At 72.9% G+C, this 26,885-nt stretch carries 23 protein-coding genes; 16 read left to right on the forward strand and 7 right to left on the reverse strand.

Features of this window, described 5'->3' with window-relative positions:
* The first annotated feature begins 334 nt into the window (after positions 1 to 334).
* The 5 genes from IE274_RS18905 (at position 335) to IE274_RS18925 (ending at position 5,846) form a co-directional block, all read left to right on the forward strand.
* Positions 335 to 832 (forward strand): tetratricopeptide repeat protein, encoded by a 498-nt coding sequence (locus IE274_RS18905; RefSeq protein ID WP_190116953.1) that lies wholly within the window; start codon positions 335 to 337, stop codon positions 830 to 832.
* A gap of 77 nt (positions 833 to 909) precedes the next feature.
* Positions 910 to 2,865 (forward strand): hypothetical protein, encoded by a 1,956-nt coding sequence (locus IE274_RS18910; RefSeq protein WP_190116954.1) that lies wholly within the window; start codon positions 910 to 912, stop codon positions 2,863 to 2,865.
* 132 nt (positions 2,866 to 2,997) lie between these two features.
* Complete coding sequence (locus IE274_RS18915) at positions 2,998 to 3,912, forward strand: metal-dependent hydrolase (protein ID WP_190116955.1); 915 nt, start codon at positions 2,998 to 3,000, stop codon at positions 3,910 to 3,912.
* Positions 3,913 to 3,915: 3 nt separating this feature from the next.
* Positions 3,916 to 5,013, forward strand: coding sequence for a PDR/VanB family oxidoreductase (locus IE274_RS18920; RefSeq protein WP_190116956.1), 1,098 nt, complete (start codon positions 3,916 to 3,918; stop codon positions 5,011 to 5,013).
* Between the two features lie 125 nt (positions 5,014 to 5,138).
* The gene (locus IE274_RS18925) at positions 5,139 to 5,846 is read left to right on the forward strand and encodes a TetR/AcrR family transcriptional regulator (protein WP_190116957.1); all 708 of its coding nucleotides are present in this window, start codon (positions 5,139 to 5,141) and stop codon (positions 5,844 to 5,846) included.
* Positions 5,847 to 5,888: 42 nt separating this feature from the next.
* Here the strand turns inward: IE274_RS18925 and IE274_RS18930 are convergent, their stop codons facing one another.
* Both IE274_RS18930 and IE274_RS18935 read right to left on the reverse strand, forming a co-directional pair.
* Positions 5,889 to 6,248: a 5-carboxymethyl-2-hydroxymuconate Delta-isomerase gene (locus tag IE274_RS18930; protein WP_190116958.1), complete on the reverse strand. Its 360-nt coding sequence runs from the start codon at positions 6,246 to 6,248 to the stop codon at positions 5,889 to 5,891.
* Between the two features lie 114 nt (positions 6,249 to 6,362).
* The gene (locus IE274_RS18935; RefSeq protein ID WP_190116959.1) at positions 6,363 to 8,129 is read right to left on the reverse strand and encodes a fused response regulator/phosphatase; all 1,767 of its coding nucleotides are present in this window, start codon (positions 8,127 to 8,129) and stop codon (positions 6,363 to 6,365) included.
* 297 nt (positions 8,130 to 8,426) lie between these two features.
* On the opposite strand from IE274_RS18935, the gene IE274_RS18940 reads away from it, so the two are divergent.
* From IE274_RS18940 to IE274_RS18950, 3 genes are all read left to right on the forward strand, one after another.
* On the forward strand, positions 8,427 to 10,136 hold the full coding sequence (locus tag IE274_RS18940) for a glycoside hydrolase family 13 protein (RefSeq protein ID WP_190116960.1): 1,710 nt from the start codon (positions 8,427 to 8,429) through the stop codon (positions 10,134 to 10,136).
* A 48-nt stretch (positions 10,137 to 10,184) separates the two neighbouring features.
* The gene (locus IE274_RS18945) at positions 10,185 to 11,222 is read left to right on the forward strand and encodes a LacI family DNA-binding transcriptional regulator (RefSeq protein ID WP_190116961.1); all 1,038 of its coding nucleotides are present in this window, start codon (positions 10,185 to 10,187) and stop codon (positions 11,220 to 11,222) included.
* Between the two features lie 94 nt (positions 11,223 to 11,316).
* Positions 11,317 to 12,186 (forward strand): phosphatase PAP2 family protein, encoded by an 870-nt coding sequence (locus IE274_RS18950; RefSeq protein ID WP_190116962.1) that lies wholly within the window; start codon positions 11,317 to 11,319, stop codon positions 12,184 to 12,186.
* A gap of 12 nt (positions 12,187 to 12,198) precedes the next feature.
* Here IE274_RS18950 and IE274_RS18955 read toward each other — a convergent pair whose 3' ends face one another.
* Positions 12,199 to 15,228 (reverse strand): bifunctional [glutamine synthetase] adenylyltransferase/[glutamine synthetase]-adenylyl-L-tyrosine phosphorylase, encoded by a 3,030-nt coding sequence (locus tag IE274_RS18955; RefSeq protein ID WP_190116963.1) that lies wholly within the window; start codon positions 15,226 to 15,228, stop codon positions 12,199 to 12,201.
* 119 nt (positions 15,229 to 15,347) lie between these two features.
* Between IE274_RS18955 and IE274_RS18960 the strand changes: the two genes are divergently transcribed.
* The gene (locus IE274_RS18960; RefSeq protein WP_190116964.1) at positions 15,348 to 15,860 is read left to right on the forward strand and encodes a pyridoxamine 5'-phosphate oxidase family protein; all 513 of its coding nucleotides are present in this window, start codon (positions 15,348 to 15,350) and stop codon (positions 15,858 to 15,860) included.
* A gap of 54 nt (positions 15,861 to 15,914) precedes the next feature.
* Positions 15,915 to 16,343, forward strand: a complete 429-nt coding sequence (locus IE274_RS18965; RefSeq protein WP_190116965.1) for a VOC family protein — start codon at positions 15,915 to 15,917, stop codon at positions 16,341 to 16,343.
* 94 nt (positions 16,344 to 16,437) lie between these two features.
* Here the strand turns inward: IE274_RS18965 and glnA2 are convergent, their stop codons facing one another.
* A complete protein-coding gene (gene glnA2 / locus IE274_RS18970) occupies positions 16,438 to 17,799 on the reverse strand; it encodes a gamma-glutamylpolyamine synthetase GlnA2 (protein WP_190117069.1) in 1,362 nt (453 codons plus the stop codon).
* A gap of 231 nt (positions 17,800 to 18,030) precedes the next feature.
* Between glnA2 and IE274_RS18975 the strand changes: the two genes are divergently transcribed.
* On the forward strand, positions 18,031 to 19,365 hold the full coding sequence (locus IE274_RS18975; RefSeq protein ID WP_190116966.1) for a globin domain-containing protein: 1,335 nt from the start codon (positions 18,031 to 18,033) through the stop codon (positions 19,363 to 19,365).
* On the opposite strand, the gene IE274_RS18980 is transcribed toward IE274_RS18975, so the two are convergent.
* Positions 19,260 to 19,748, reverse strand: coding sequence for an RrF2 family transcriptional regulator (locus tag IE274_RS18980; RefSeq protein ID WP_190116967.1), 489 nt, complete (start codon positions 19,746 to 19,748; stop codon positions 19,260 to 19,262). The two genes, IE274_RS18975 and IE274_RS18980, sit on opposite strands and share 106 nt — an antisense overlap.
* A 221-nt stretch (positions 19,749 to 19,969) precedes the next feature.
* On the opposite strand from IE274_RS18980, the gene IE274_RS18985 reads away from it, so the two are divergent.
* Entirely contained in the window at positions 19,970 to 20,644 is a 675-nt protein-coding gene (locus IE274_RS18985) for a thioredoxin-like domain-containing protein (protein ID WP_190116968.1), read from the forward strand.
* Between the two features lie 7 nt (positions 20,645 to 20,651).
* Positions 20,652 to 21,287: a DUF305 domain-containing protein gene (locus tag IE274_RS18990; RefSeq protein WP_190116969.1), complete on the forward strand. Its 636-nt coding sequence runs from the start codon at positions 20,652 to 20,654 to the stop codon at positions 21,285 to 21,287.
* A gap of 95 nt (positions 21,288 to 21,382) precedes the next feature.
* Here IE274_RS18990 and IE274_RS18995 read toward each other — a convergent pair whose 3' ends face one another.
* Together IE274_RS18995 and IE274_RS19000 are read right to left on the reverse strand one after the other, a co-directional pair.
* On the reverse strand, positions 21,383 to 21,805 hold the full coding sequence (locus tag IE274_RS18995; RefSeq protein ID WP_229909635.1) for a DUF5990 family protein: 423 nt from the start codon (positions 21,803 to 21,805) through the stop codon (positions 21,383 to 21,385).
* Positions 21,806 to 21,871: 66 nt separating this feature from the next.
* Positions 21,872 to 22,843, reverse strand: coding sequence for a hydroxyacid dehydrogenase (locus IE274_RS19000; RefSeq protein ID WP_190117071.1), 972 nt, complete (start codon positions 22,841 to 22,843; stop codon positions 21,872 to 21,874).
* 454 nt (positions 22,844 to 23,297) lie between these two features.
* On the opposite strand from IE274_RS19000, the gene IE274_RS19005 reads away from it, so the two are divergent.
* The 3 genes from IE274_RS19005 to IE274_RS19015 are packed head-to-tail and all read left to right on the forward strand — an operon-like array spanning position 23,298 to position 26,756.
* Positions 23,298 to 24,152 (forward strand): ABC transporter permease, encoded by an 855-nt coding sequence (locus IE274_RS19005; RefSeq protein ID WP_190117072.1) that lies wholly within the window; start codon positions 23,298 to 23,300, stop codon positions 24,150 to 24,152.
* A gap of 29 nt (positions 24,153 to 24,181) precedes the next feature.
* Positions 24,182 to 25,045, forward strand: coding sequence for a carbohydrate ABC transporter permease (locus tag IE274_RS19010; protein WP_190117073.1), 864 nt, complete (start codon positions 24,182 to 24,184; stop codon positions 25,043 to 25,045).
* 34 nt (positions 25,046 to 25,079) lie between these two features.
* On the forward strand, positions 25,080 to 26,756 hold the full coding sequence (locus IE274_RS19015) for an extracellular solute-binding protein (RefSeq protein WP_307822181.1): 1,677 nt from the start codon (positions 25,080 to 25,082) through the stop codon (positions 26,754 to 26,756).
* The last annotated feature ends 129 nt before the right edge of the window (positions 26,757 to 26,885 follow it).

The raw sequence follows: 26,885 nt of genomic DNA on the forward strand, positions 1-26,885 counted from the left end.
GACGGGGCGCCGCCGAATCGGCGCTTCGCGCCTCGTCCTCAAACGCCGGACGGGCTGAGAACTTCCCCGGGGCGGGCCGGAGCAGCGGCTGCGGGTGAGGCGGAGCCGTGGTGCGGGGTGAGGTGTTCGGGGCTGATGATGCCGGGCTGTCGGGCTGAGGGTGCGAGTTCGGGCGGGTGGGTGGGAGAGAGCCCGTCGTGGGGGTCCCCCTGCTCCTTGAGAGCTCGGGGGGAGATTGAGGACGAGGCGCGGAGCGCCGATACGGGGGTGCCCCCGGCCCGGCCGCACGGGAAAATGAGCTGCTCAGGGAAAGGCGTCGTGCCAGGGTGTGGCGATGGACGCAGACTGGGAGAAGCGCATGTCCGCCGCGTGGGGCGAGTTCGACGCGTACGGGGAGGAGCGGGCCGGGGAGTTCAGGGAGCGGATCGACGAGCTGGTCCGGGAGCTGCCGCGGGACAGCGCCGTGGCCCCGTTCGAACGGGCCTGCGCCTTCGACTCGACCGGCCACTCGGACAAGGCGGTCCCTCTGTACCAGGAGGCCCTGACCCGCGGCATCGACGGCTACCGCAGACGCCGCACAGTGATCCAACTGGCCAGCTCCCTGCGGAACACGGGCCGCGTGGAAGAGGGCATCGCCCTGCTCACCCCGGAACTGAACGCGGAGCACGACGAGTTGGACGACGCCGTGCGCGCAACCCTGGCCCTGTGCCTGATCGACGCGGACCGGGGCCGGGAAGCCGTCTCCCTGGCGGTGGGCGCCCTGGCCCGCCATCTCCCGCGCTACCAGCGTTCGATGGCGAACTACGCACGCCTCCTGACCGACCCCGGGTAGCCCCCCGTGCTCCCGTCAAGGGCCCCGCGCCGACCAGCGTGAAGTGACCGCCGGACGATTCGCTCGTTCTGCTGAACGTGTCGTCATCGCAGTCCACGAAAGCCGCCTCCCCGAGCGGCTCCGCATCACCCGTCGTCGACGTGGAGCAGGCCGAGGCCGCCCTCGTCGAGCACTACCCGCGCCTGGTCCGCCTGGCCTACCTGGTGCTGCCCCCGGCCCTCGGCCGCAACCGCCGCGTCCTGACCGCGCACGCCCTGGTCCAGCGCGCCCTCCCCCGCGGCCGCGCCAGCGCCCCGCCGGTCCCCGACCAGCGCAGGCAGGCGGGCCGGGGCACCGACCCCGGCTACGCCTACGTTCGCTGCCAGGTGCTGCGCGCGGCGCTGGACGCCGGGCTGCCGCTGAAGCGGCGGGCCTGGCCCAAGCGGGCCCAACTGCCGCCGCTGCTGCCGCAGGTGTGGGGCCTCAGGCTGTTCCCGCGCTCCGGCGGCGCCGACGAACTCGCCCTGGACCAGCACCTCGCCGCCCTGTCCGGGCCCGCCCGCGCCGCGTACGTCCTGCGCGGCCTCGAACGGCTCACGGACGACGAGACGCGGCGGATCCTCGACGCGGTCGGCGTCGACACCGACGCCGACTCCGAGGAGGCCGACGGCATCGCCGCCGCGCTCGCCGAGGTCGGCGCCGAGGGGCCGCCCGGCGGCCGGGCGCCCGCCGCGCTGCTGGAGTCACCCGAGTTCGACCCGTGCTCCCTGCAGGCCCGGCCCACCGACCTGATGCGCCGCCGCCAGCACCTGAAGGCCGCCGCCGTCGCGGCCGTCGCCGCCCTCGTGTGCGGGGCGCTGCTCGGCATGCCCGGCGACGGCTGGGGCCCGGACGGCGCCGCCGCGCCGCCGTACGCGAAGAACCCCGCCGCCGAGGCCGCCCTCGACCCCGGGCGGCTCACCCGGGCCGCCCCCGCCGCCTGGAAGCAGTCCGCGCGCACCGACTTCTCCGTGTGGCCCGCCCGCGGTGAACTCATCGACGACAAGGCGCTGTTGCGGCGCGCCCTCGCCGTCTGGGCGCGGCCCGGCGAGACCGTGCAGGTGTCCGCGACGCCCGGCACCGCGTCGGGGGCGCCGCCCGGACCCGCGCAACTCCTGTTCGCGGGGCCCGTCGACGGGGCGCGCGTCGTGCTCCTGTACGACGGGCTGCGTGTCGTGCGGTACGCCGAGCCGCAGGACGGGACCGGCGGCGCCGCGCTCGACTTCGCCCGCGTCGACGGCGCGGACGCCGGTGACTCCGGGGCCGTCGTCGTCGGCCGCGCCGACGGCAACGTCCGCTATCTGACGGCGCCCTGGGTGCGTACCGCCGTCGTACGCGACCTGCTGAAGCCCGACGCCTCCGCCACCGCGCTGCGGCGCTCGCCCGACGGCGTCACCGACCCCTTCGCCAGCCCTGCCCTCGCCCGCGAGTGCCGGTCCTGGAACGCCCTGCAGCTCCGCGACCACACCGGGGCCTCGCGGCTCGCCACCGACCTCGGCGAGCTGACGCCCGCCCACCTCACCGCCGGGCGGCCCGACGCGCCCCGCGAGGCCGCGCCCGACGACTGGGCGCGGACCGCGTGTTCCCTCGCCGCCGCCCGGTCGCACGGGGTGCGGACCGTGAACTCCTGGCAGTACGCCCGGCAGGCGATGCCCGACGGGAGCGGCGGTGCGGCTTGGGTGTGCACCCGGGCCGAGACGTGGCGTGGCGGCGGCGGGCGGGTGCTCGCCCAGTTCCTCGCGCCCGGGGCGGCGGCCGGAGCCGTTGCCGCCAAGGCCGAAGGGGGGCCCGCCTGCGGGGTACGGGAGCCCCGGGTGCTGGCCGGGGTGGTGTGGAAGTCCCCGGCCGGGGGCTGGTACCTGCTGGCCGCGGGCAGCAAGGACGTGTCCTCGGTGGCGGTGTCCGGCGGCGAGCGCGCCGCCGGCAACACCCTCACCGCACGCACCCGCGAGGGCACCCGCCCCACGGTGACGGGCTCCCTCCGGGACGGCACCAAGCTGTCGACGCTGCGCTGAGCCCTCCCCGGCCCCCGCCCCTTTCCGGAACCAGAGGCGCCGCACCCCTGGTTCCGGGAAGGGGCGGGGGTCGCGGAATTAGCCGCCGCACACACCTGTACCCACCGCGCTACCCACCAGTACATTGACGCCATGTCTAATACGAAGGCCCGGCCCCCGCAGCCCGTCGCCTCCGAGCACATAGCGCTCAAGGCACGCAACGTCTCCTTCTCCTGGGAGAGCACCCCGCTCCACTGGCTTCCGGGGGACCCCTTCACGACGCACACGATCAACGTGCTGCACCTGCTGCTCCCGGCAGGGGAACGCTGGTTCGTGCACGTGTACAAGCAGGTGCTCCCGCACATCCGGGACGAGCGGCTGCGCGAGGACGTCATCGGGTTCATCGGCCAGGAGGCCATGCACAGCCAGGCCCACGACGAAGTCCTGCCGCACCTGCGGGAGCAGGGCCTGGACCCGACCCCGTACACCGCCCAGGTCGACTGGCTTTTCGAGAAGCTGCTCGGGGACCGCACGCTGCCGCCGGGGAAGGCGCGCCACTGGTGGCTGCTGGAGCGCGTGGCGATGATCGCGGCGATCGAGCACTACACCGCGTTCCTCGGCGACTGGGTGCTGAACGCGGAGGAGTTGGACCGCCGGGGGGCCGACCCGACGATGCTGGACCTGCTGCGCTGGCACGGCGCGGAGGAGGTCGAGCACCGGTCGGTCGCCTTCGACCTGTTCATGCACGTCGACGGGAGCTACCGCCGTCGCGCCCGCACCTGGGCCACCGCCTTCACCGCGCTGGTGTTCCTGTGGCAGCGCGGCGCCCGCTTCTTCATGGAGAACGATCCGACGCTGACCGACGGCAAGGCGTCCTTCCGGGACTTCCACCGCAGCGGCCGCGCGGGCACCCTGCCCACGACGGGCGACATGATCCGCTCCATCCCGCGCTATCTGAGCCGCGGCTACCACCCCTCCCAGGAGGGCAGCACCGCGCAGGCCGTCGCCTACCTCGCCTCCTCCCCCGCGGCCACCGCCGCCGAGGCCCGCACGAACGGGGCCGTCTGACCCATGTCCTCCAGCCTGCGTACCGCCCGCGCCGCCCGCGCCGCCCTCTTCGTGGTCGGCACCGCACTCCTCACCCGACGCGCCCTGCGCCGCCGCATCGGCGCCTCGCCGCTGTGGCCGCTGCCCGCCCTGGAGGAGCCCGTCTCCGGGCAGCCGCGCTCGCGGGCACTGCGGCTGCGCGTCGCCCGGCACGAGCACGTCGCCGAGGGGGTCGTACAACTGCGCCTGGAGAGTGGGCAGTCGGGCGCGCTGCCCGCCTGGGAGCCGGGCGCGCACCTGGATCTGGTGCTGCCTTCGGGGCTCGTACGGCAGTACTCGCTGTGCGGGGATCCCGAGGACTCGTCCTCGTACACCGTCGCCACCCGGCTCATCGGGGCGGACGAGGGCGGGCGCGGCGGGTCCCGTGAGGTGCACGAGGTGTTGCGGGAAGGGGTGGAGGTGGAGGTGCGGGGGCCGCGGAACCGGTTCCCGCTGCTCGACGGGGCCGCTTCGTATGTCTTTGTCGCGGGGGGCATCGGGATCACGCCCCTGCTCGCCATGGTGCGGGCCGTGGAGGCGGCCGGCGGTGACTGGCGGTTGCTGTACTGCGGGCGGAGTCGGGCCTCCATGCCGTTCCTGGAGGAGTTGGAGAAGTTGGGGGGTGCGGGTGAGCGGGTGCTTGTTGTCGCCGAGGACGAGTGCGGGCTGCCCGATGTGCGGGGATTCCTCGGGGGCGGTGGGGCCGGGGCCGTGTATGTGTGCGGGCCCGAGGGGCTCATGGACGCCGTGGCCGGGGCGCTGCCCGCAGGGGCTTCGCTGCATCTGGAGCGGTTCGCCCCGGCCGCGGCCGCCGGGGGCGAGAGCGCTTTCGAGGTCGAACTGCGGCGCAGCGGGCGCACGGTGACCGTGGGCGCGGACACCACGGTGCTCGCAGCCGTGCGCGCCGAGCTGCCCGACACCCCGTACTCCTGCGAGCAGGGGTTCTGCGGGACCTGCCAACACCGGGTCCTGGAGGGCGAGATCGACCATCGCGACGAGCTGCTCACCGACGGCGAGCGCGGGGACTCGATGCTGATCTGCGTGTCGCGGGCGCGCGGTACGCGGCTCGTGCTCGACGCGTAGCGGCGCGGGCGGGGCGTGGGTGTGGGTGTGCCGGGGCCGGGTCGGGCCTGGTCAGGCGCGGCTTCGGTGAACAGGCGGAGCGGGGGCGTCCGTTCACGGCCGGATCGCATCGGTAGAGTGTTCGCATGACTACCGGGACGCGCCGCAGGATGGGTGTCGAGGAGCGGCGGCAGCAACTGATCGGGGTCGCGCTCGAGCTGTTCAGCCATCGCTCGCCCGACGACGTCTCCATCGACGAGATAGCGGCGGCCGCGGGCATCTCGCGCCCGCTCGTGTACCACTACTTCCCCGGCAAGCTCAGCCTGTACGAGGCGGCGCTCAAGCGGGCCGCGGACGAGCTGGCCGAGCGGTTCCTGGAGCCGCACGAGGGGCCGCTGGGGTCGCGGCTGCTGCGGGTGACGGGACGTTTCCTCGGCTTCGTCGACGAGCACGGGCCCGGTTTCTCCGCGCTGATGCGCGGCGGCCCGGCGGTCGGCTCCTCGACGACGAACGCGCTCATCGACTCGGTGCGGCAGGCCGCGTACGACCAGATCCTCGCGCACCTCGGCGTCACCGCGCCGCCCGCCCGGCTCGAACTGGTGGTGCGGTCCTGGATCTCGCTCGCCGAGTCGACGGCGCTGATCTGGCTGGACGGCCGCCGCATCCCGCGGGCCGAGCTTGAGCTCCAACTCGTCCATGACTTCGCCGCGTTGGCGGCGGTGAGCGCCGCCTACGACGACGAGATGGCGCTGCTGCTCGGCGGCATCCTCGCGGACGAGCCCGCCGACGGGCCGTTCGCGGACCTGCTGACCCGCCTGGCCGCGCTCGCGCCGCGCGCGGCGCTGCCCTCCTAGCCCGTCGGGCGTCCGTCGGCCCGGCGCGGGTACGTCAGCGCCTCACGCGTCCGTCGCCTTGCGGTAGGACGCGTCGAGGTCGCACACCTCCGCCGAGATGTGCACCACGTGCCCCGCCACGGGCTTGAGATGGCGGCGTACGAGATCCACCGCCGCGTCCGTCACCCGCGCCTTGGCCTCGGCCGTGCGCCCCGGCAGCAGGCCGATCCGCACGTGCACCACCGCGTGCCCGTCCTCGTCGCCGCCCACGACGGCCGTCTCCGTGCGCACGAAGCGGGTCTTGCAGGCCGCCAGGGTGGCGGCCGTCTCCTCGACGAGCAGCGGGTGCAGCGCGAGCGCGAGGCCCCGCCGGTCGAAGGAGTCCGCGAGCGGCTCGGAGTAGTCGACGGTGATCTGCGGCATGGGTGCTCTCCTGTGTGCGCGTACGCGTGTGCCCGTACGCAGGTGTCCGTACGGCCTCTGCGTGATCACCCTGTCCCGGGGCCGCCGCGGTGCGCAAGAGCAGGCCCGGGGCCGCTACGCGCCGACGGACCGGCCGGTCAGACGCAGCGCCAAGAGCGCGATGTCGTCGTCCCGTTCGCGGCCGAAGCCCTCCAGGAGCGTGTCGCACAGGGCGGTCACGCCGGGCGGGGCGTCGGCCGCCGCGAGGCGCAGGTGCTCCATGGACACGGCGAGGTCCGTGCCGCGGGTCTCGATGAGGCCGTCGGTGACCATCAGCAGGCGGTCCGTGGTGGTGAGGCGGGTCTCCACCGGCGGCGGCCGGTGGAGACCGAGGCCGAGCAGCGGGCCGCTCGCCTTGATGTACGCGGCCGGGCCCGTGTCGCTCACGACGAGCGGCGGGATGTGGCCCGCGTTGGCGACGCGGGTGCGGCCCGTGGGCGGGTCGACGAGGGTGAGGCACATCGTGGCGGTGACGTCGGGGTGGTAGCGCTGCAGCATCCGGTCGAGGCGGGTGGCGAGGCGGCCGGGGTCGGGGTCCTCGACGCAGTACGCGCGCAGGGCGTGGCGCAGCTCCACCATCACCGTGGCGGCGTCGAGGGAGTGGCCGACGACGTCGCCGATGCCGGTGAGGACCCCGGCGGGCGTGGGCAGCGCGGCGTAGAAGTCGCCGCCGATCTCCGCCTGCCGGGACGCGGGTTCGTAGCGGACGACGATCTCGGTGCCGGGCAGGTCCGGCAGGCCGCTCGGCAGGAAGCTGTGCTGGAGGGTCAGCGCGATGTGGCGCTCCTTCTCGTACATCAGCAGCCGTTCCGCGACGCGAGCGGTGGCGTGGGCCAGCCGGCCGAGGTCGGGGGCGGAGTCCTGGGCGTACGCGGCGGTGGCGAGGCACACCGGCGCGAGGTCGTCGCGGGTGCGGGCGAGCGCGAGCAGCGCCCCCTCCCCCGGCCCGGTGAGCCCGGCGGGCGGCCGCGTGCCGCCGCCGTCCGGCCAGCGGGTCGGCCGCACGGCGCGGGCGGCGTCCGGGGCCCGTTCCGTGCGGCCCGGCGTCAGCTCCGCCGGGCCGCACGGCATCCCCACGAACCCCGCGGGCCACATCGGCCCGGGCACGGTCGCGGTGTGGACGCCGGTCCTGCCGGACATCAGGCGCCACATCAGGTGGGCCACGCTCTCGTGCGCGTCGGGTCCGGGCAGGGCCGCGGCGGCGCGGCGGTGGGAGCGGCCGCAGTGGATCTCGCCCTCCTCGCCGAGGACGAAGGCCGCGGCGGGGGCGTCGGCGAGGCGCGCCGCGCCGGCCGCCGCGGCGTCCACCAACTCGCGGACGCTGCTCACGGACTGCACGTCGAGGACGGCCTCGGCGAGGCGGCTGAGGCGTCCGGCGCGGGTCTGGGCGGCGCTGCGGTGCCGGGCGCCACGGGCGGCGGCGCGGACGACGGCGGCGATCTCCTCCGGTTCGGCGGGCACGGTCAGATAGGACTCACCGCCCGCGTCGAGGCCGCGGCAGCGGTCGGCGGAGCCGTGCGCGGCGGCGGAGAAGTGGACGACGGGCACGGACGCGGTGGACGCGGAGGCCTTCAGGCGGCGGCACAGGTCGTAGCCGCTCATGTCGGGCAGGCCCACGTCGACGAGGGCCACGTCGGGCAGTTCGCCCGCGCGCAGCCGCGCGTCGAGTTCGGTCAGCGCCTCCCCGGCGCTGGCGGCCAGGACCACGCGGTGGCCCGCGCGGCGCAGCACCGCGCCCAGCGCGTACCGGCTCGCGGCCACGTCGTCGACGACCAGGACCGTGGTGACCCCCGGCCCGGCCTCCGCTTTGTCACCCTTGACTGTTTTGTCCTTGACGCCCACGTGGACATCCCCCAGGAGCGGCGGACGGTAACGAGCCCTTGCGGGCTCGCTGTTCCACGCTAGCGCCCTAACACACCACCGGGGAGTACGTAGCCGCGGTACGACCTGGAACGGTGGAGATCACCCGACCCGCCGCGGGCCCGCCGGGCTTGCCGCTAGGATCCGCTCCCTCCCGGGCCGGAGCCGGTCCGGCGTTCGTGACCTTCGCCTCCCGCGGCCCGTTCATCCCAGTGCCCGGATCCGTCGGGGCGACACTGTGGGGAACGGCAGGGAATCCCCGTACCGGCAAGGGACTTCATGACCCAGCACATCACCGACACCAGCAGCGACATCACCACCCAGGCCAGCACCTCGGCCAGCACCGAGCCCGGCAGCGGCTGGTGGCACGACGCCGTCATCTACCAGGTCTACCCGCGCAGCTTCGCCGACGCCGACGGCGACGGCATGGGCGACCTGCCGGGCGTGACGGCCCGCCTGCCGCACCTCAGGGACCTCGGCGTGGACGCCGTCTGGCTCTCCCCGTTCTACGCCTCGCCGCAGGCCGACGCCGGGTACGACGTCGCCGACTACCGCGTGGTCGACCCCGTCTTCGGCACCCTCGCGGACGCCGACGAACTGGTGCGCCGGGCCCACGATCTCGGCCTCAGGGTGATCGTCGACATCGTGCCCAACCACTGCTCGGACCAGCACGAGTGGTTCCGCACGGCCCTGGCGGACGGCCCGTCCTCGCCGCTGCGGGAGCGCTTCCACTTCCACCCCGGCCGCGGCCCGGGCGGTGAACTGCCGCCCAACGACTGGGAGTCCGTCTTCGGCGGCCCGGCCTGGACCCGCACCACCGACCCCGACGGCACCCCCGGCGACTGGTACCTGCACCTGTTCGCGCCCGAACAGCCCGACTTCGACTGGGAGCACCCGGCGGTCCGCGAGGAGTTCCGCTCCGTCCTGCGCTTCTGGCTCGACCTCGGCGTCGACGGCTTCCGCGTGGACGTGGCGCACGGCCTGATCAAGGCACCGGGCCTGCCGGACGTCGGCCACGGCGAACAGGTCAAGCTCCTGGGCGCCGCGCCCGTGCCGTACTTCGACCAGGACGGCGTGCACGAGATCTACCGGGACTGGCGGGCGCTCCTCGACGGCTACGACGGCGAGCGCGTCGCCGTCGCCGAGGCGTGGACGCCGACGGTGGAGCGCAGCGCGCTGTATCTGCGCCCGGACGAGCTGCACCAGGCCTTCAACTTCACGTACCTGACGACGGGCTGGGACGCGGCCGCGCTGCGCGCCGTCGTCGACCGCTCGCTGGCCGCCATGAACTCCGTGGCCGCGCCCGCGACGTGGGTGCTCTCCAACCACGACGTGGTGCGGCACAGCACGCGCTTCGCCGACGGCGACCCGGCCCGCGGGCTGCGCCGGGCCCGCGCGGCGACGCTCCTGATGCTGGCGCTGCCCGGCTCGGCGTACCTCTACCAGGGCGAGGAGCTGGGGCTGCCCGAGGTGACGGACCTGCCCGACGAGGTGCGCCAGGACCCGGCGTTCTTCCGGGGCGCGGGGCACCAGGGGCAGGAGGGCACGCGGGACGGGTGCCGGGTGCCGCTGCCGTGGTCCGGCGCGCGGCCGCCCTTCGGGTTCGGGCCCGTCGAGGGCGGCCCGAGCTGGCTGCCGCAGCCCGCGGGGTGGCGGGACCTCACGGTCGAGGCGCAGGAGGGCGATCCGGCGTCGACGCTGGAGCTGTACCGGGCGGCGCTCGCGCTGCGGCGCGAGCATCCGGCGCTGGGCGCGGGCCGGGACGTGGAGTGGCTCGACGCACCCGAGGGCGTGCTGGCATTCCGCAGGGCCGCCGCGGGCCGCACCCTCGTCGTCACCACGAACCTCACCGGCCGCCCCGTCACCCTGCCCGCCCCCGGCACCCCGCTCCTGTGCAGCCTCAACTCGCGCGCCCCGGCGGCCGACTTGGGCGGGCCCGGCGCCAACGCCGTGCTCCCGCCGGACGCGACGGTCTGGTGGGAGCGGTGAGACCCGACTGGTGGGCAGCGTGAGGCACGACCGGTACAGTCCAATCCTGTGACCGCGCGACTGGCCGACATCGCAGCCCAGGCGGGGGTCAGCGAGGCGACCGTGAGCCGGGTCCTGAACGGCAAGCCGGGCGTCGCTGCGGCCACCCGTCAGTCCGTGCTCGCCGCCCTTGACGTGCTCGGCTACGAACGGCCCGTGCGGCTGCGGCAGCGGAGCGCGGGCCTGGTCGGCCTGATCACGCCGGAGCTGGAGAACCCGATATTCCCCGCCCTCGCCCAGGTGATCGGCCAGGCCCTGACCCGGCAGGGGTACACCCCGGTGCTCGCCACCCAGACCCCGGGCGGCTCCACCGAGGACGAGCTGACCGAGATGCTGGTGGACCGCGGGGTCGCGGGCATCATCTTCGTCTCGGGGCTGCACGCGGACACCACCGCGGACACCGAGCGCTACGAGCAGTTGCGCGCGCAGGGGGTGCCGTTCGTCCTCGTGGACGGCTTCTCGCCGAAGGTGCGGGCGCCCTTCATCTCGCCCGACGACCGCGCGGCGATGCGCCTGGCCGTCACCCACCTGGCCTCGCTCGGGCACACCCGGGTCGGGCTCGCCCTCGGGCCGCGGCGCTTCGTCCCCGTACAGCGGAAGATCGAGGGGTTCACGCGCTCCATGCGGGAGACGTTCCGGCTGGGTCCCGAGGACGTCGAGGACATCGAGGCGGAGCTGATCCAGCACTCCCTGTACACGCTCGAAGGCGGACAGGCAGCGGCGGCGGCGCTCCTGGACCGGGGCTGCACGGCCGTGGTGTGCGCCAGCGACATGATGGCGCTCGGCGCGATACGGGCCGCGCGGGAGCGGGGCCTGGAGGTGCCGGACGACGTCTCGGTCGTCGGCTTCGACGACTCGGTGCTCGTCGCCTTCACCGACCCGCCCCTGACGACCGTCCGCAAGCCGGTGCCCGCGATGGGCCAGGCCGCGGTCCGCACCCTCCTGGAGGAGATCGCGGGCACCCCCGCCCCGCACAGCGAATTCGTGTTCATGCCGGAGCTCGTGGTGCGGGGCTCGACGGCCGCGTGTGCCGCCCCGCGGGCGTAGGGGATCTCCTCGTACCTGGGACGTAGGGAATGCGGGCGGAACCCAACCGGGGGATGATCTGATCAGAGGTGGGTATCTGGCAGACTCTGTGCCTATGGGTGAGATGACTGTGACGACACTGGAAGGCCAACAAGGGCCCCCCACCTCATCACCCATGGCGGGCGAGGCAGATGACCGCGAGGGGCGGAATCTCCTGCGTCGGCTGCGCACTCCTCGACGCCCGAAGCTGTGGTTCGAGATCCTGCTGATCGCGGTGAGTTACTGGACGTACTCACTGATCCGCAACGCCGTCCCGGAGCAGAAGTCGGCCGCGCTGCGCAACGCCGACTGGATCTGGGACGTGGAGCACAGCCTGGGTCTCGCCTTCGAGCACTCCGTCAACCACGCCGTCGACTCGGTGACATGGCTCATCGTCGGCATGAACTACTACTACGCGACGCTGCACTTCATCGTGACGCTCGGCGTCCTGGTGTGGCTCTACCGCTGCCATCCCGGCCGGTACGCGGCCACCCGCCTGGTCCTTTTCGCGACGACGGCGGTGGCCCTCGTCGGCTACTACCTGTATCCGCTGGCGCCGCCCCGGCTGATGCCCGGCGGCGACTTCATCGACACGGTCGTGGTCCACAACACCTGGGGCTCGATGGCCTCCGGCGACCTGAAGAACATGTCGAACCAGTACGCGGCCATGCCGTCGATGCACATCGGCTGGTCCCTGTGGTGCGGCCTGACGATCTTCGCGCTGGCGTCGGTGCCCTGGGTGAAGGTCCTCGGCCTGCTCTACCCGACGCTCACCCTGGTCGTGATCGTGGCCACCGCCAACCACTTCTGGCTGGACGCGGTGGGCGGCATGATCTGCCTGGCGTTCGGCTACACGGTGGCGCGGCTCTGGTACGGCAAGCTGCCGTACGTCCTGCCGAAGCTGGTGCCGGAGCAACAGCCGCGGAAGAAGTCCTACGCCCGGTAGGCCCGCGCCCGGCTACGCCCCGTAGAACCGCTCCTCCATCACCGCCCGTGCCCGCCGGGTGATCCGCCGGTAGTCGTCCAGCATCACGCCGACCTGACCCGCGTCATAGCCCAGGTACCGCCCGACGGCCCCCAGCTCCCGGCCGTCCGACGGGAACGTGTCGCCCGCCCGGCCGCGCACCAGCATCACCGCGTTGCGCACCCGCGTCGCGAGCACCCAGGCCTCGTCGAGGATCGCCGCGTCCTCCGTGGACAGCAGCTCCGCCGCGCACGCCGCGTGCAGGGCCTCGCGGGTGCGGGTGGTGCGCAGTCCCGGCTCGGCCCAGGCGTGCTGGAGCTGGAGGAGCTGCACGGTCCACTCGACGTCGGAGAGGCCGCCGCGGCCGAGCTTGGTGTGCAGGGTGGGGTCGGCGCCGCGGGGCATCCGCTCGGACTCCATGCGGGCCTTCAGGCGGCGGATCTCGCGGACCGCGTCCTCGCCGAGGCCCTCGGCGGGGTAGCGCAGCGGGTCCACGAGGTCGACGAAGGCGCGGCCGAGGTCGGCGTCGCCCGCGACCGGGTCGGCGCGCAGGAGCGCCTGCGACTCCCAGACCAGGGACCAGCGGCGGTAGTACGCCTCGTACGACTTCAGGGTGCGCACCAGCGGCCCGGACTTGCCCTCGGGGCGCAGGTCCGCGTCGATGACCAGGGGCGGGTCGGCGCTCGGCAACTGCAGCAGCCGCCGCATCTCGGCGACGACGGCGTTCGCGGCCTTCGCGGCCTCCTGGTCGTCCACGCCCTCGCGGGGCTCGTGCACGAACAGCACGTCGGCGTCCGAGCCGTAGCTCAGCTCGCGGCCCCCGAAGCGGCCCATGCCGATGACCGCGAACCGGGTCGGCAGCTCGTCGCCCCAGCCCTCGCGGACCACCGCGCGCAGCGTGCCCGCGATCGTGGCGGCCGTCAGGTCGGAGACGGCAGTGCCGACGCGCTCCACGAGCGCGCCCACGTCGGCCTCGACGGGGCTCTCCTCGGTGCCGTAGGAGGCGATGATGTCGGCGGCCGACGTGCGGAACAGCTCGCGCCGCCGCACCCCGCGGGCCGCCGCGACCGCCTGCTCGGCGCCGTCGGCGCGGCCCACGGCCGCGAGGACCTCCTGCTCCAGGTGGGCACGTGCGCGCGGTTCGAGGCCGCGTTCGTCGCCGAGCAGCGCCACCGCCTCGGGCGCGCGAAGCAGCAGGTCGGGGGCGAGGCGACCGGCCGAGAGGACCCGGGCCAGGTTCTCCGCGGCGGCGCCCTCGTCGCGCAGGAGCCGCAGGTACCAGGGGGTCTTGCCGAGCGCGTCGGACACCTTGCGGAAGCCGAGCAGGCCCGCGTCGGGGTCGGCGGAGTCCGCGAACCAGCCGAGCAGGACGGGCAGCAGGGTGCGCTGGATGGCGGCCTTGCGGGTCACGCCGGACGCCAGGGCCTCCAGGTGCCGCAGGGCCGCGCCGGGGTCGGCGTACCCGAGCGCGACCAGGCGCTCCCGGGCCGCCTCCGTGCTGAGCCGGGACTCGCCGGGGGCGAGCTGGGCGACGGCATCGAGCAGCGGGCGGTAGAACAGCTTCTCGTGCAGGCGGCGGACCACGGAGGTGTGCCGCTTCCAGGCGCGGGCGAGGTCGGTGATCGGCTCGGTGCGCATGCCCAGGGAGCGGCCGATGCGGCGCAGGTCGGCGTCGTCGTCGGGGAGCAGGTGGGTGCGGCGCAGCCGGTAGAGCTGGATGCGGTGTTCCAGGGAGCGCAGGAAGCGGTAGGCGTCGTCGAGCTGGGTGGCGTCCACGCGCCCCACGTAGCCGCCCGCGGCGAGCGCCGCGAGCGCGTCGAGGGTGGTGCCGCTGCGCAGCGAGGAGTCGGCGCGGCCATGCACCAACTGGAGGAGCTGGACGGCGAATTCGACGTCGCGCAGGCCGCCGGGGCCGAGCTTCAGCTCGCGGTCGACCTCGCCCACGGGGATGTTCTCGATGACGCGGCGGCGCATCTTCTGCACGTCGGTGACGAAGTTGTCGCGCTCGGCGGCGTGCCACACCAGCGGCGCGACGGCGGCCACGTAGTCCGCGCCCAGCTCGGCGTCCCCGGCGACGGGCCGGGCCTTGAGCAGCGCCTGGAACTCCCAGGTCTTCGCCCAGCGCTGGTAGTACGCGAGGTGGCTGGACAGGGTCCGCACCAGGGGGCCGTTCCGGCCCTCGGGGCGCAGATTGGCGTCGACGGGCCAGATGGTGCCCTCGACGGTGGTCTCGGAGCAGATCCGCATCAGGTGCGAGGCGAGCCGGGTGGCGGCCTGCAGCGCCTTGCCCTCGTCGGCGCCTTCCCCGCCCGAAAGGCCCGGGGGTGCCTCCACGGCCTCGGCCACGAAGATCACGTCGACGTCGGAGACGTAGTTCAGCTCGTGGCCGCCGCACTTGCCCATCGCGATCACCGCGAGGCGGCACTGCGCGGCGTCGGCGGGCGCGGCTCTGCGGGCCATGGCGAGCGCGGCGCGCAGGGTGGCCGTGGCGAGGTCGGCGAGCTCGGCGGCGGTCTCGGAGACATCGGTGGTGCCGCACACGTCGCGGGCGGCGATGGACAGCAGACAGCGGCGGTACGCCACGCGCAGCGACACCGGGTCGTGCGCCTCGGCGAGGCCCCGCTCGAACTCGGCCACACCGGGGTGCAGGTCGGCGGCCTCGTACGTGACCAGGGCCCGCCAGTCCCCCGGGTGCCGGGCCAGGTGGTCGGCGAGGGCCTCGGAGGCGCCGAGGACGCCGAGGAGGCGGTCGCGCAGGGGCTTGGCGCTGATCAGGGTGTCGAGGAGTTCCCGGCGCGCGGTGTCGGCGCCGTCGGCGGGCTGCGCCTCGGCGAGCCGGACCAGGCCGAGCAGCGCCAGGTCCGGGTCGGCGGTGGCGCCGAGCGCGTCCAGGAGCACCGGGTCGGTGCGGACGGCGTCCAGTTCGGACGCGGCGAGGAGGCGTTCGGCGGCGGACGGGTCGGTGAACCCGTACCGCAGCAGCCGCGTGAACGTACTGCTCCTGCGCCCCTGCGGCACCGTCATCCCCGCGCCCTTCGCTCGCCCGTTCCTGGCCACGAGCCTACCCAGGGCCCCGCCGATGAGTTCCGCCCGCGTGCGGGGTCCCTACCGGGACAGGAGCATGGAGAGCAGGAGGCTACGTCATGCCGAGCCAGGAACCCCGTACCGATGTCGACGCCCGCTACAGCAGCGCGGGAGCCGCCCCGACGCCCTGGCCACAGGCCCGGGACGCGCTCGCGGCGGCCGGGCTGTGCTGGATCTCGACGGTACGTCCCGACGGGCGCCCGCACGTCACCCCGCTGAGCACCCTGTGGCACGGGGGTGCCCTGTACTTCTCCACCGGCCCGGACGAGCGCAAGGCCCGCAACCTGGAGACCAACCCCGAGGTGGCCCTGACGACCGGCGTCAACCTCTGGGACAAGGGCCTCGACGTGGTCGTCGAGGGCACGGCGGTCCGGACCACGGACGAGGCGCTCCTCCGGGAGCTGGCGGCGGCCTGGGAGGAGAAGTACGGCGGCTTCTTCCACTACGACGTGGGGGACGGCTGCTTCCTCCACGAGTCGGGACGCGCGTACGTCTTCGCGGTGGAGCCCCGGACGGCGTTCGGATTCGGCAAGGGCGAACCGTTCAGCCAGACGCGTTACCGCTTCGGCTGAAACGAACCGCGCCTTCGCCGGGACAGGGCACCCGATCGCTGCTGTACTCGTCGCATGGAATACACACTCGAAGTGATCGGCGTGCCCGTCAGCGACCTCGACCGGGCCAAGGAGTTCTACGAGTCCAAGTGCGGCTTCCACGTCGACCTCGACGGCGAGGTCATGCCCGGCCTGCGGCTGATCCAGCTCACCCCGCCCGGATCCGGCTGTTCGATCATGCTCAGCACCGCCCTCTGGGAGACCACCCCCGGCCCCACGCCCCAGCCGGGCTCCTACCAGGGCCTGCAGCTCTGCGTCCCTGACATCAAGCAGGCCCACGCCGAGCTGACCGCCCGCGGCCTGGACATCTCCGAGCCGGCCCAGTTCGCCGAGCAGGACGGGGCGACGTTCATGTACTTCACGGACCCGGACGGCAACGGGTGGGCCATCCAGGAGTACCGGGTCAGGGCGAAGACGCCGCTGCGGGACGCGATTGCGCCCTGAGGGGCGCGGGGAACTGCGCGAGCAACCGGCGAACGGCCGCAGACGCAGCTGCTGAGCACCCGGCAGACGCGTCTGCGGCTTCTCCTTACGGGGCCTACAGCACCGGCAGGTTCTTGCGGAGCTCGAAGGCGGTCACCTCGGACCGGTACTCCTCCCACTCCTGCTTCTTGTTCCGCAGGAAGAAGTCGTACACGTGCTCACCGAGCGTCTCGGCGACCAACTCCGACCGCTCCATGAGGGAGATCGCCTCGCCGAGGTTCTGCGGCAGGGGCTCGATGCCCATGGCCCGCCGCTCCGCGTCGGAGAGGGCCCAGACGTCGTCGTCGGCGCCCGGCGGCAGCTCGTAGCCCTCCTCGATGCCCTTGAGGCCGGCGGCGAGGAGAACGGCGTAGGTCAGGTAGGGGTTGGCGCCGGAGTCGATGGAGCGGACCTCGACGCGGGCCGAGCCGGTCTTGCCGGGCTTGTACATGGGCACGCGGATGAGCGCGGAGCGGTTGTTGTGGCCCCAGCAGATGTACGAGGGGGCCTCGCCCCCGGCGCCCGCGGTGCGCTCGGAGCCGCCCCAGATGCGCTTGTAGGAGTTCACCCACTGGTTGGTGACCGCGGAGATCTCGGCGGCGTGCTTGAGCAGGCCCGCGATGAAGGAGCGGCCGACCTTGGAGAGCTGGTACTCGGAGCCGGACTCGTAGAAGGCGTTGCGGTCGCCCTCGAAGAGGGAGAGGTGGGTGTGCATGCCGGAGCCGGGGTGCTCGGAGAAGGGCTTCGGCATGAAGGTCGCCTGGACGCCCTGTTCCAGCGCCACCTGCTTCATGACCAGGCGGAACGTCATGATGTTGTCGGCTGTGGAGAGCGCGTCGGCGTAGCGCAGGTCGATCTCCTGCTGGCCGGGGGCGCCCTCGTGGTGGCTGAACTCGACCGAGATGCCCATGGATTCGAGCATCGTGATGGCCTGGCGGCGGAAGTCCATGCCGACGTTCTGCGGGGTGTGGTCGAAGTACCCGGAGTTGTCGGCGGGGACGGGCCGGGAGCCGTCCAGGGGCTTGTCCTTGAGCAGGAAGAACTCGATCTCGGGGTGGGTGTAGAAGGTGAACCCGAGGTCGGAGGTCTTGGCGAGTGCCCGCTTCAGTACGTAGCGGGGGTCCGCGAAGGACGGGGAGCCGTCCGGCATGAGGATGTCGCAGAACATCCGGGCCGTGCCGGGGGCCTCCGCGCGCCAGGGCAGGACCTGGAAGGTGCCGGGGTCCGGCTTGGCGATCATGTCGGACTCGTAGACCCGGGCGAAGCCCTCGATGGCCGAACCGTCGAAGCCGATGCCCTCGTCGAAGGCCTGTTCAAGCTCGGCCGGAGCGACCGCGACCGACTTCAGGAAGCCGAGTACGTCCGTGAACCACAGGCGCACGAACCGGATGTCGCGCTCCTCCAGAGTGCGGAGCACGAACTCCTGCTGCTTGTCCATCTCGACTTCCACCCATCCTTGCTGGTCGGAACCGGCTGCTCCCCAAGCCACGGGACGTCGCCCCGGCACATGAGCATCCCACCACACGGTTTCGTGCGCGTTGCGGCTGCTCCTTGCCCATAGTGCCCGGTCCTCCGAGTGCGGTGACAGCGGCGTCGGCCCACTGCTTTAAAGTGGTATCTCAGATGCAAGTTAAAGGAGGGCCGGCCCCGGCCCCGGAGAGGAGGCACCTTGCTGTCCGAACAGTCCGCCGCCACCGTCCGCGCGACCCTGCCCGTCGTCGGCGCGGCCATCGAGGACATCACCGCGCGTTTCTACGACCGCCTGTTCGCGGCCCGCCCCGACCTCCTCCGGGACCTCTTCAACCGCGGCAACCAGGCCGCCGGCACCCAGCGGCAGGCCCTCGCCGGGGCCGTCGCCGCCTTCGCCGGACACCTCGTGGACCACCCCGACGAGAGGCCGGACGCGATGCTGGCCCGCATCGCCCACAAGCACGCCTCGCTCGGGATCGCGCCCGCGCAGTACGAGACCGTGCGCGAGCACCTCTTCGCCGCCATCGCCGAGGTACTGGGCGACGCGGCCACGCCCGCGGTCGCGGCCGCCTGGGACGAGGTGTACTGGCTGCTGGCGAACGCCCTGATCGCGATCGAGGCGCGCCTTTACGCCGAGCGGGGCATCGCGACGGGCGCCGGGGCCCGGCGCCCGTGGGAGGTGGTGGAGCGCGTCGAGGAGACACCGGACGTCGCCACGTTCCGCCTGCGCCCCGCCGACGGCACCCCGGCACCGGCGTTCCGCCCGGGACAGTACGTCTCCGTCCAGGTCCGACTGCCGGACGGGGCCCGGCAGATACGGCAGTACAGCCTGTCGGGAGCGCCGGGTACGGGGATGTGGCAGATCAGTGTGAAGCGGGTGCGGGGGTCCGACGGGCCGGGGGACGGGGGCGACGCGCACGCCCCCGAGGGCGAGGTCTCCACCCAGTTGCACGCCCACGTCCGCGAGGGAAGCCGTCTGGACCTCTCCGCGGCCTACGGGGACCTCGTCCTGGACGACCGGACGACAGGCCCGGCGGGGCCCCGGGCGGTCGCGGCGGGGGCGGGCGACGCGCCGCTGCTCCTCGCCTCCGCCGGGATCGGCGTCACCCCCATGATCGCGATGCTCCGCCACCTGGTCGCGGCGGGGCACCGCGCCCCGGTCACGATCGTCCACGGCGACCGCTCCCCCGCCGACCACGCCCTGCGCGCCGACCACCTCGCGTGCGCGGGTGAACTCCCCGACGCCGCCGCCCACTTCTGGTACGAGCACCCTGCCGCGGGGCATCCTGCGGGGCGGACGGGGCGGGTCGACCTGGCGGCGGTCGCGGTGGCGCCGGGCACGCGGGCGTACCTGTGCGGTCCGGTGCCGTTCATGCGGGCGGTACGCGCTCAGCTCATCGCCAAGGGGGTCGCGCCCGCCGACATCCACTACGAGGTGTTCGGGCCCGACCTGTGGCTCGCGAGCCCCAGCAGCAGCGGTCCCGTCGGCGAGGCGACGATGTCCTCGACGGTCACGGGGTCGAGGGCGGCGTAGAAGGCCTCCTGGGCCAGGCGCAGGGCGCCGCGCAGGCGGCAGCCGGAGTTCAGCGGGCACGGGGTCGCGCCCTCGCACTCCACCACATCGCCGTCGCCCTCGAAGTGCCGTACGACGGCGCCGACGGAGGCCCGGCGTCCCGGCTCCGTGATCGAGAGCCCGCCGCCCCTGCCACGGCGGGCCGCCACCAGACCGAGCCGGCGCAGCGAGGCGACGACCTTGGCGGCATGGGTGTAGGGGACGGCCATGTCGGCGGCGACCTCACGGGTCGTCGGCGCGGCGGGGCCCGTACCGGCCGTGGCCGCCGTACCGACCGTGCCGTCCGCGACGGCGAGCCGCATGAGGACGCGCAGCGCGAGGTCGGTGGAGTGCAGGAGCCGCATGCCAGCGAGCGTAGGTAATCGGCATCCACGGTTCAAACAGAGGTCACCCCGGCCCGGGGCCAGGTGGCGGGAACGGGATCCGCGTGTCCGGTATTTGCGGGAGCGGCCCTTCCCCCCGCCGGAGCGAAGGCTACGATCAACGCACTCGCACCGCACCGCACCGCCCCGGTTCCACTGTTCAACCCATTCCGATTCCGTCGCTTTCCGCAGAAGGACACACCATGGGTTCCGCCAAGAAGACGAGCAGCGCCGAGCGCAAGGCCCGGATAGAGGAGATGCGGCGCGCCGAACGCGCCCGCGAGCGCCGCAACAGCGTGCTCACCATCGCCTTGAGCACGGTCATCGTCGCCGCGCTCGGCGTCGGCGGCTACTTCCTCATCTCGCAGGCCGACGACGGCGACGAGGAGTCCGGCAAGGCGGGCGACGCCAAGGCGGTGGCCAAGTTCACCACGACCTCCGACGGCGAGCGGGTCTGGGACGCCAAGAAGCTGGGCCGCACCCACGTCGGCGGCAAGGTGAACTACCCGGTGACCCCGCCGGTGGGCGGCAACCACAACCAGGTGTGGATGAACTGCAACGGCGACGTCTACACCAAGGAACTCCCCAACGAGAACGCCGTGCACTCCCTGGAGCACGGCGCGGTGTGGGTGACGTACAACGACGAGGCGAAGCCCGCCGACTTGAAGAAGCTCGAAGCCAAGGTCAAGAAGACCCCGTACTCCCTGATGAGCCCCGTGAAGAAGCAGAAGGACCCGATCCTGCTGTCCGCCTGGGGGCACCAGCGGGTCGTGAAGGGCGCGGACGACTCGAAGGTCAACACCTTCTTCTCCACCTACGTCCAGGGCAAGCAGACCCCCGAGCCCGGTGCCGCCTGCACCAACGGCCTGGGGCAGTGATGACGTGATGAAGCGCAGGGACTGGCTGATCGGCGCCGTCGCCGGAGCGGTGCTCGCCGCGGGCGGCATCACCGCCGCCGTCGCCTCGGATTCCTCCGGCTCCTCCGACGCCGACGGTTCCGGCGACGCCCCGTCGACCTCCTCCGCCGACGCGGGCTTCGCCCGGGACATGGCCGTGCACCACCAGCAGGCCGTCGAGATGTCCTACGTCATCCGGGACCGCACCGGGAACAAGGAAATCCGCCGCCTCGCCTACGACATCGCGCAGACCCAGGCCAACCAGCGCGGCATGATGCTCGGCTGGCTCGACCTGTGGGACCTGCCCAAGGTGCCGCCCGGCGAGCCCATGGAGTGGATGGACATGACCGGCGTCCCCTCCGCGGGCGACGGCTCCCTCATGCCCGGCATGGCCACCAACGCCCAGATGAAGCGGCTCGGTGAGCTGAACGGCAAGCAGGCCGAGATCTTCTACCTGAAGCTGATGACCGCCCACCACAAGGGTGGGATCCACATGGCTCAGGGGTGTGTCGAGCGGTGCGACGTTCCTGTCGAGCGGCGGCTCGCACAAGGGATGGTGGAGTCCCAGGAGTCCGAGGTCAAGCTGATGGCGGACCTGCTGAAGGCGCGGGGCGCGAAGCCGTAGGGGGTGCGCCCACGCGGCGGAGCCGCACCTCGACGCAGCCGGGAACGGGCGGGATGGGGACCCCCACGACGGGCTGAAACCTTGCCGCACCGGCCCTACCCCCACACCACCCCCGGCGGCCGCACCCCCGCGCACAACGGCATCCCCGCCCGGTCCGTGAGCCCGACCTCCCCCACGACCGCCCCCGCCCCCACCCCCGCCTCCGGCAGATCGCCGAACCACAGCTTCGCCCGGCGGAACATCGCGAACTGACCGCCGGGAGGCAGCTCGCCCCAGGTGAGGTAGAAGAAGCGCTCACCCCGCTTGCCCTGGACGAAGGGCCCCTTGAAGTCGCGGCTGCCGTCCGGCCCGGCGACCACGGCCACCTCGAACTCAAAGACCGCCTCAGCCGCGTCGGCCCGAACCAACTGGTCGGGCTCCGCACCGCGCTGCACACCCACGTGCACGTCCCGATAGTCCCCGCACTCGGCCCCGGGCAGATCACGGCCGACGAGGCGCACGGTCAGCTTCTGTGTCATGGGATGAGTCATGGGATTCAGTCCACCACGGGGGTCTGACAGTCGCCCGCCCATGTGGGCGCGGCCTCAAGCGAGCCGCCCGAGGTCCTCCCTCCGCAGCCGCCCGAGCAGCACGTCCCCCCGCACGTAGCGCTCCACCTCCGCCACCGCGTACTCCCCGAGGCGCCGCACCTCACTGCCCTGCGCCCCCGCGATGTGCGGGGTGACCAGGACGTTGGGGAGGGCGAGGAGGGGGTGGCCGGGCGGCAGCGGCTCGGGGTCGGTGACGTCGAGGAAGGCGTCGAGGCGGCCGGCGGCGCAGGCGCGGGTGAGGGCGTCGGTGTCGAGGAGGGAGCCGCGCGCGGTGTTGACGACGACGCCGCCGTCGGGGATCAGATCGAGCATGTCGGCGCTCAGCAGGCCCCGGGTTTCGGGGAGTTGGGGCGCGTGCAGGGTGACGACGCTGCTGGCCCGGCAGAGTTCGGGCAGGCCGACGAGGTCGACGCCGAGGGTGCGGGCCTCGGCGGGGGTGACGTAGGGGTCGGTGAGCAGGACGCGGTGTCCGGCGTCGGAGGCGTTGAGGGCGGCGATGACGCGGCGGCCGATGCGCGAGGCGCCGATGACGCCGATGGTGCGGGCGTCGGCGCCGGTGCGTTCGGTGAAGGGCGGCCAGCGCTCGGCGTAGCGGGCGGCGGCGGGCAGCGCGCCCTTCGTGGCGAAGGTGATGGCGGCGAGGGTGTAGGCGACGACGGGGCCCGCGTTGGCGTCGGCCGCGGAGGAGACGAGGATGCCGCGGTCCCACAGGGCGTCGGTGACGACGGGTTTCACGGATCCGGCGGCGTGCACGACGGCGCGGAGGCGGGGTGCGTGGGCGAGTACGTCGGCGGTCAGGCGGGGGCAGTCCCAGCCGGTGACGAGGACTTCGGCCCGGGCGAGCACGGCGCGGGCGTCGGCGCCGGTGAGCCCGCCGGTGAGCGCGCCGGGCGCCAACTCGACGCTGCGGGCGAGGCGTTGGCGCAGCCCGGGGGCGAGGACGCGGTCCACGACGTCGGCCCCCATGGCGAGGGCGGCCACCGGCCTGCGCGGCTCCGGCTCCCCGGGCCCCGCGGCCTCCCCGGCCTCCCCGGCCTCCAGGGCCCCCGCGGGCTCCGCGGCTTCCCGCGGCTGCTCCAGCTGATCGGGCACGCGTCGCCACCTCTCGTAGAAAACGGTTACTGATCAGGGCCAGGAGGCTAGGCCCCTGCGGCGACGGAGGTCAAGGGCAGGCAGGCAGCACAAGGGGAGTCACTGCGAAGGGGGTTGACCGAGGACAGTAACCGCTTTAGATTCCCGGCACCTTGTCCCGACAGCAGCGTTCAAGACTGGGGGTTCCGTGTCAGCGGTGACGAAGGACCGGGCCGAAATCGAGGCGGTGACACCGCCAACGGAGCCCACCAATGGGGCAATTGCCAGCAAAAGCAGGCGCGGTGAGAGGTGGAAACGGTTTCATCGCACCCGGGTCCTGGTGCTGCTCATGGTGCCGGGCCTCGTGTACTTCCTGGTCTTCCACTACGGCGCGTTCATCGCGAACGCCGTGGCGTTCAAGGAGTACGTGCCCTTCGACGGCCTGTGGGCGAGCCCCTGGGTCGGCACCGAGAACTTCAGCCGGATGTTCGGCGACCCGGACTTCTGGCACGCGACGTGGAACACGCTGTTCATCGCGGTGCTCCAGCTCGTCTTCTTCTTCCCCGCGCCGCTGGCCCTCGCGCTCCTGCTGCACAGCCTGAGCTCGGACCTCCTGCGCCGCTTCACGCAGTCCGTGATCTATCTGCCGCACTTCCTGTCGTGGGTCGTGGTGGTGGCCCTGTTCCAGCAAGTGCTCGGCGACACCGGCCTGTTGAACGCGACGCTGAGCGACGCGGGCCTGCACACCGTCGACATCATCGGCAACCCGGACGCGTACAAGCCGCTCGTCGTCCTCGAAGTCATCTGGAAGGACGCGGGCTGGGGGACGATCATCTTCCTGGCCGCGCTGATGCAGGTGAACGAGCAGCTCTACGAGGCCGCCGCGATCGACGGGGCCGGGCCCTGGCGGCGCTTCTGGCACGTCACGCTGCCCAGCATCCGGCCCATCGTGATCCTGCTCCTGATCATGCGGCTCGGCGACATCCTGTCCGTCGGCTTCGAACAGATGCTGCTGCAACGGCAGTCGGTGGGCCCGGAGGCCGGTGAGGTCCTGGACACCTTCGTCTTCTGGCAGGGCATCGTCGGCGGCGACACCGGCTACGCGGCCGCCGCCGGACTCTTCAAGGGCGTCGTCGGCGCGGCGCTCGTCTTCACGGCCAACCGGGTCGCGCACCGGCTCGGCGAGCAGGGGGTCTACAAGTGAGCAGCCAGAGCCCCGTCCGCCCCGCCTGGATGGAGCGGCCCCGGCCGCTCACCAAGGCCGCCAAGGGCGTGGCGGTCATCATCGTCCTCGCGCTCGTCCTGATCCCGTTCCTGGTGATCGTCTCGACGTCACTGGCGTCCAACCGGGAGGTCGTCGACAACGGCGGCTGGGTGCTGTGGCCGACCGAGCCGACGCTGCGCGCCTACCGGACCGTCATCAGCGGCGGCATCGTCACCAAGGCGCTCGGCGTGAGCGTCGCCCTGACGGCCGCGGGCACTCTCTTCTCGCTCGCGTGCACCACCTTCCTCGCCTACGCCCTCGCCCGCCCCGGCGTCTTCGGCGGCAAGCCGGTGCTGCTCCTGATCCTGTTCACCTTCCTCTTCCCGCCCGGCATGATCCCGGCGTTCCTGCTGGTCAAAGGCATGGGCCTGATGGACACGTACACGGCTCTGATCGCCCCCGTACTCATCAACGTCTTCAATCTGATCGTCCTGCGGGGCTTCTTCCAGGGGATCCCCGAGGAGCTGTACGAGGCGGCGCGCCTGGACGGCGCGAACGACTGGCAGATCCTGTGGCGGGTCGTCCTGCCGCTGTCGAAGGCGGCGCTCGCGGTGGTCTCGCTGTTCTACGCGGTGAGCTACTGGAACGCCTGGTTCCATGCCTCGATCTACCTGGAGTCCGGCCACTGGCCGCTGTCCCAGGTCCTGCGTACGTACGTCATCGGCGGCTCCCAGATCGCCGACACCGGCCTCAGCGAGGCGGGCCAGGTCTCCGCGCCGCAGACGACGCAGATGGCCGTCCTCGTGATCGCGACCGTGCCGATCCTGCTCGTCTACCCCTTCCTGCAGAAGTACTTCACCAAGGGCGTGCTCACCGGCGCCATCAAGAGCTGAGTCATGTCCCCGTACCCGCCGAAAGGTTGACCCCGTGTCAGGTTCCCAGGGTTCCTCCCGTTTCCCGATGGGGCGCCGCACCCTGCTGCGCTCGATCGCCGCCGGCGGCGCCGCCCTCGCCGCCCCCGCCGTCCTCACCGGCTGCTCCACCGGCTCGGGCGGCGGCGGTGACGTGTCCAACGCCGGCAAGAAGATGGCCCCTTGGCCCACCTTCACGCCGACGCGGGGCCCGGCGCCCGATCTCGCGCCCAGCTCCGCGGGCGTGCAGGCGGGCTTCACGTCGTATCCGCAGCGCCTGGTGACGGCGACGGACGGCAGGGCGGGCACCGGCAAGGAGAAGATCCGCGTCCTGTCCATCACGTACGGCACGCCGCCGAAGCCCGCCGGGTCCAACAAGTACTGGCAGGCGATGAACGAGGCCCTCGGCGTCGAGGTCGAGTTCACGGTCGTGCCGGACGCGGACTTCCGCTCGAAGATGGCGACGCTGATGGCGGGCGACAGCGGGGACCTGCCGGACCTCATCAACATCGGCGGCGGGTACGTCCTGCCGCGCGAGGCGCAGTTCGTGAAGGCGCGCTGCGCCGACCTGTCGGAGTACCTGTCCGGCGAGGCGGTCAAGGACTACCCGAACCTCGCGGGCATCCCCACGTACGCCTGGGAGGGCATGGGCCGCATCGGGGGCCGCATCTACGGCCTGCCGGTCGAACGGGCCAAGGTGCAGGGCGCGATGTTCATCAACCGGGAGGCCTTCGACGAGGCGGGCTACCGGCCGGGCATGTCGGCGGCGGACTTCCAGGCGATGGCCAAGGAGGGCTCCGGCGGCGGCAAGCACGCCCTCGGCACGTCCACGGTCAGCTACTACAGCTACCTGTACCACGCCATGTGGCACGGGGCGCCCAACGAGTGGCGGATCAAGGACGGCAGGATCACGCCCATGTACGGCACCGACGAGTTCAAGGCCGCCCTGGAGTTCATGGCCCGGCTGCGGGCCGACGGCGCGTACAACTCCGACGCCACCTCGATCTCCCAGGTCGACCTCAAGACGCAGTTCTACAACGGCACCGTCCGCTCCATGACGGACGGCTGGGGCGCGGTGCTCGCCAACGCGCAGGGCATCAAGGGCGCGTACACCCTGGACGCCGCCGTGCCCTACGCGGTGCCCGGCGCGACGCCCGTCTACCAGCAGAACCGCGGCTGTTTCGGCTACACCGTCATCAAGAAGGCATCCAAGGAGCGCATCCGGCTCATGCTGCGCGTCCTGGACTGGCTGGCCTCGCCGTTCGGCTCCAAGGAGTACCAACTCACGCACTACGGAGTGGAGGGCACCCACTTCCGCTTCGACAAGGCGGGCGACCCCATCGCCACGGAGCGCGGCCTCGTCGAGTCCCGCACGAACCTGCCGTTCCCGTACCTGATGGACGCCCCGCAGCCGCTGTACTTCCCCGGGCAGGCCGCCCTCACCGAGCGGCTGCACGCCTGGGAGAAGAAGATCGTGCCGCTGCTCGTGCCCAACGACCGCTGGGGGCTGCAGTCGGCGACCTTCAACCGGGTCGGCGCGTCCCTCCAGCAGATCGTCGAGGACGGCGTCACGGCCGTCGTGTCCGGCCGCAAGAGCCTGTCCTCCTGGGACGACGTCCATCGCAAGTGGCGGTCGCAGGGCGGCGACAAGTGCGCCGAGGAGTTCGCGGAGGAGTACGAGGCGGCGCACTGAGGCGGCCGCGGGGCGCGATGATGGTCCCGGGCGGGCCGTACGTCCGTCCGGGACGCGCTGTCCGTACGTCACGCGCGGGCCGTCCGCCGCCCAAGGGCGGGCGGCACCGGGCGAGTTGAGGAGAGGCAC

This window comes from Streptomyces flavofungini, assembly GCF_014650815.1.
GTDB classification, from domain to species: domain Bacteria; phylum Actinomycetota; class Actinomycetes; order Streptomycetales; family Streptomycetaceae; genus Streptomyces; species Streptomyces flavofungini.

Excerpts from the sequence above, each read along its gene's own strand:
- IE274_RS18960 (WP_190116964.1), top strand. The coding sequence starts at position 15,348 with ATGCCGAGCCAGGAACCCCGTACCGATGTCGACGCCCGCTACAGCAGC.
- IE274_RS18965 (WP_190116965.1), top strand. The coding sequence starts at position 15,915 with ATGGAATACACACTCGAAGTGATCGGCGTGCCCGTCAGCGACCTCGAC.
- IE274_RS18905 (WP_190116953.1), top strand. The coding sequence starts at position 335 with ATGGACGCAGACTGGGAGAAGCGCATGTCCGCCGCGTGGGGCGAGTTC.
- IE274_RS18940 (WP_190116960.1), top strand. The coding sequence starts at position 8,427 with ATGACCCAGCACATCACCGACACCAGCAGCGACATCACCACCCAGGCC.
- IE274_RS19005 (WP_190117072.1), top strand. The coding sequence starts at position 23,298 with ATGGTGCCGGGCCTCGTGTACTTCCTGGTCTTCCACTACGGCGCGTTC.
- IE274_RS18985 (WP_190116968.1), top strand. The coding sequence starts at position 19,970 with ATGGGTTCCGCCAAGAAGACGAGCAGCGCCGAGCGCAAGGCCCGGATA.
- IE274_RS19010 (WP_190117073.1), top strand. The coding sequence starts at position 24,182 with ATGGAGCGGCCCCGGCCGCTCACCAAGGCCGCCAAGGGCGTGGCGGTC.
- IE274_RS18925 (WP_190116957.1), top strand. The coding sequence starts at position 5,139 with ATGACTACCGGGACGCGCCGCAGGATGGGTGTCGAGGAGCGGCGGCAG.
- IE274_RS18955 (WP_190116963.1), bottom strand. The coding sequence starts at position 15,228 with ATGACGGTGCCGCAGGGGCGCAGGAGCAGTACGTTCACGCGGCTGCTG.
- glnA2 (WP_190117069.1), bottom strand. The coding sequence starts at position 17,799 with ATGGACAAGCAGCAGGAGTTCGTGCTCCGCACTCTGGAGGAGCGCGAC.
- IE274_RS18990 (WP_190116969.1), top strand. The coding sequence starts at position 20,652 with ATGAAGCGCAGGGACTGGCTGATCGGCGCCGTCGCCGGAGCGGTGCTC.
- IE274_RS19000 (WP_190117071.1), bottom strand. The coding sequence starts at position 22,843 with ATGGGGGCCGACGTCGTGGACCGCGTCCTCGCCCCCGGGCTGCGCCAA.
- IE274_RS18930 (WP_190116958.1), bottom strand. The coding sequence starts at position 6,248 with ATGCCGCAGATCACCGTCGACTACTCCGAGCCGCTCGCGGACTCCTTC.
- IE274_RS18950 (WP_190116962.1), top strand. The coding sequence starts at position 11,317 with ATGGGTGAGATGACTGTGACGACACTGGAAGGCCAACAAGGGCCCCCC.
- IE274_RS18920 (WP_190116956.1), top strand. The coding sequence starts at position 3,916 with ATGTCCTCCAGCCTGCGTACCGCCCGCGCCGCCCGCGCCGCCCTCTTC.
- IE274_RS18980 (WP_190116967.1), bottom strand. The coding sequence starts at position 19,748 with ATGCGGCTCCTGCACTCCACCGACCTCGCGCTGCGCGTCCTCATGCGG.
- IE274_RS18995 (WP_229909635.1), bottom strand. The coding sequence starts at position 21,805 with ATGACACAGAAGCTGACCGTGCGCCTCGTCGGCCGTGATCTGCCCGGG.
- IE274_RS18915 (WP_190116955.1), top strand. The coding sequence starts at position 2,998 with ATGTCTAATACGAAGGCCCGGCCCCCGCAGCCCGTCGCCTCCGAGCAC.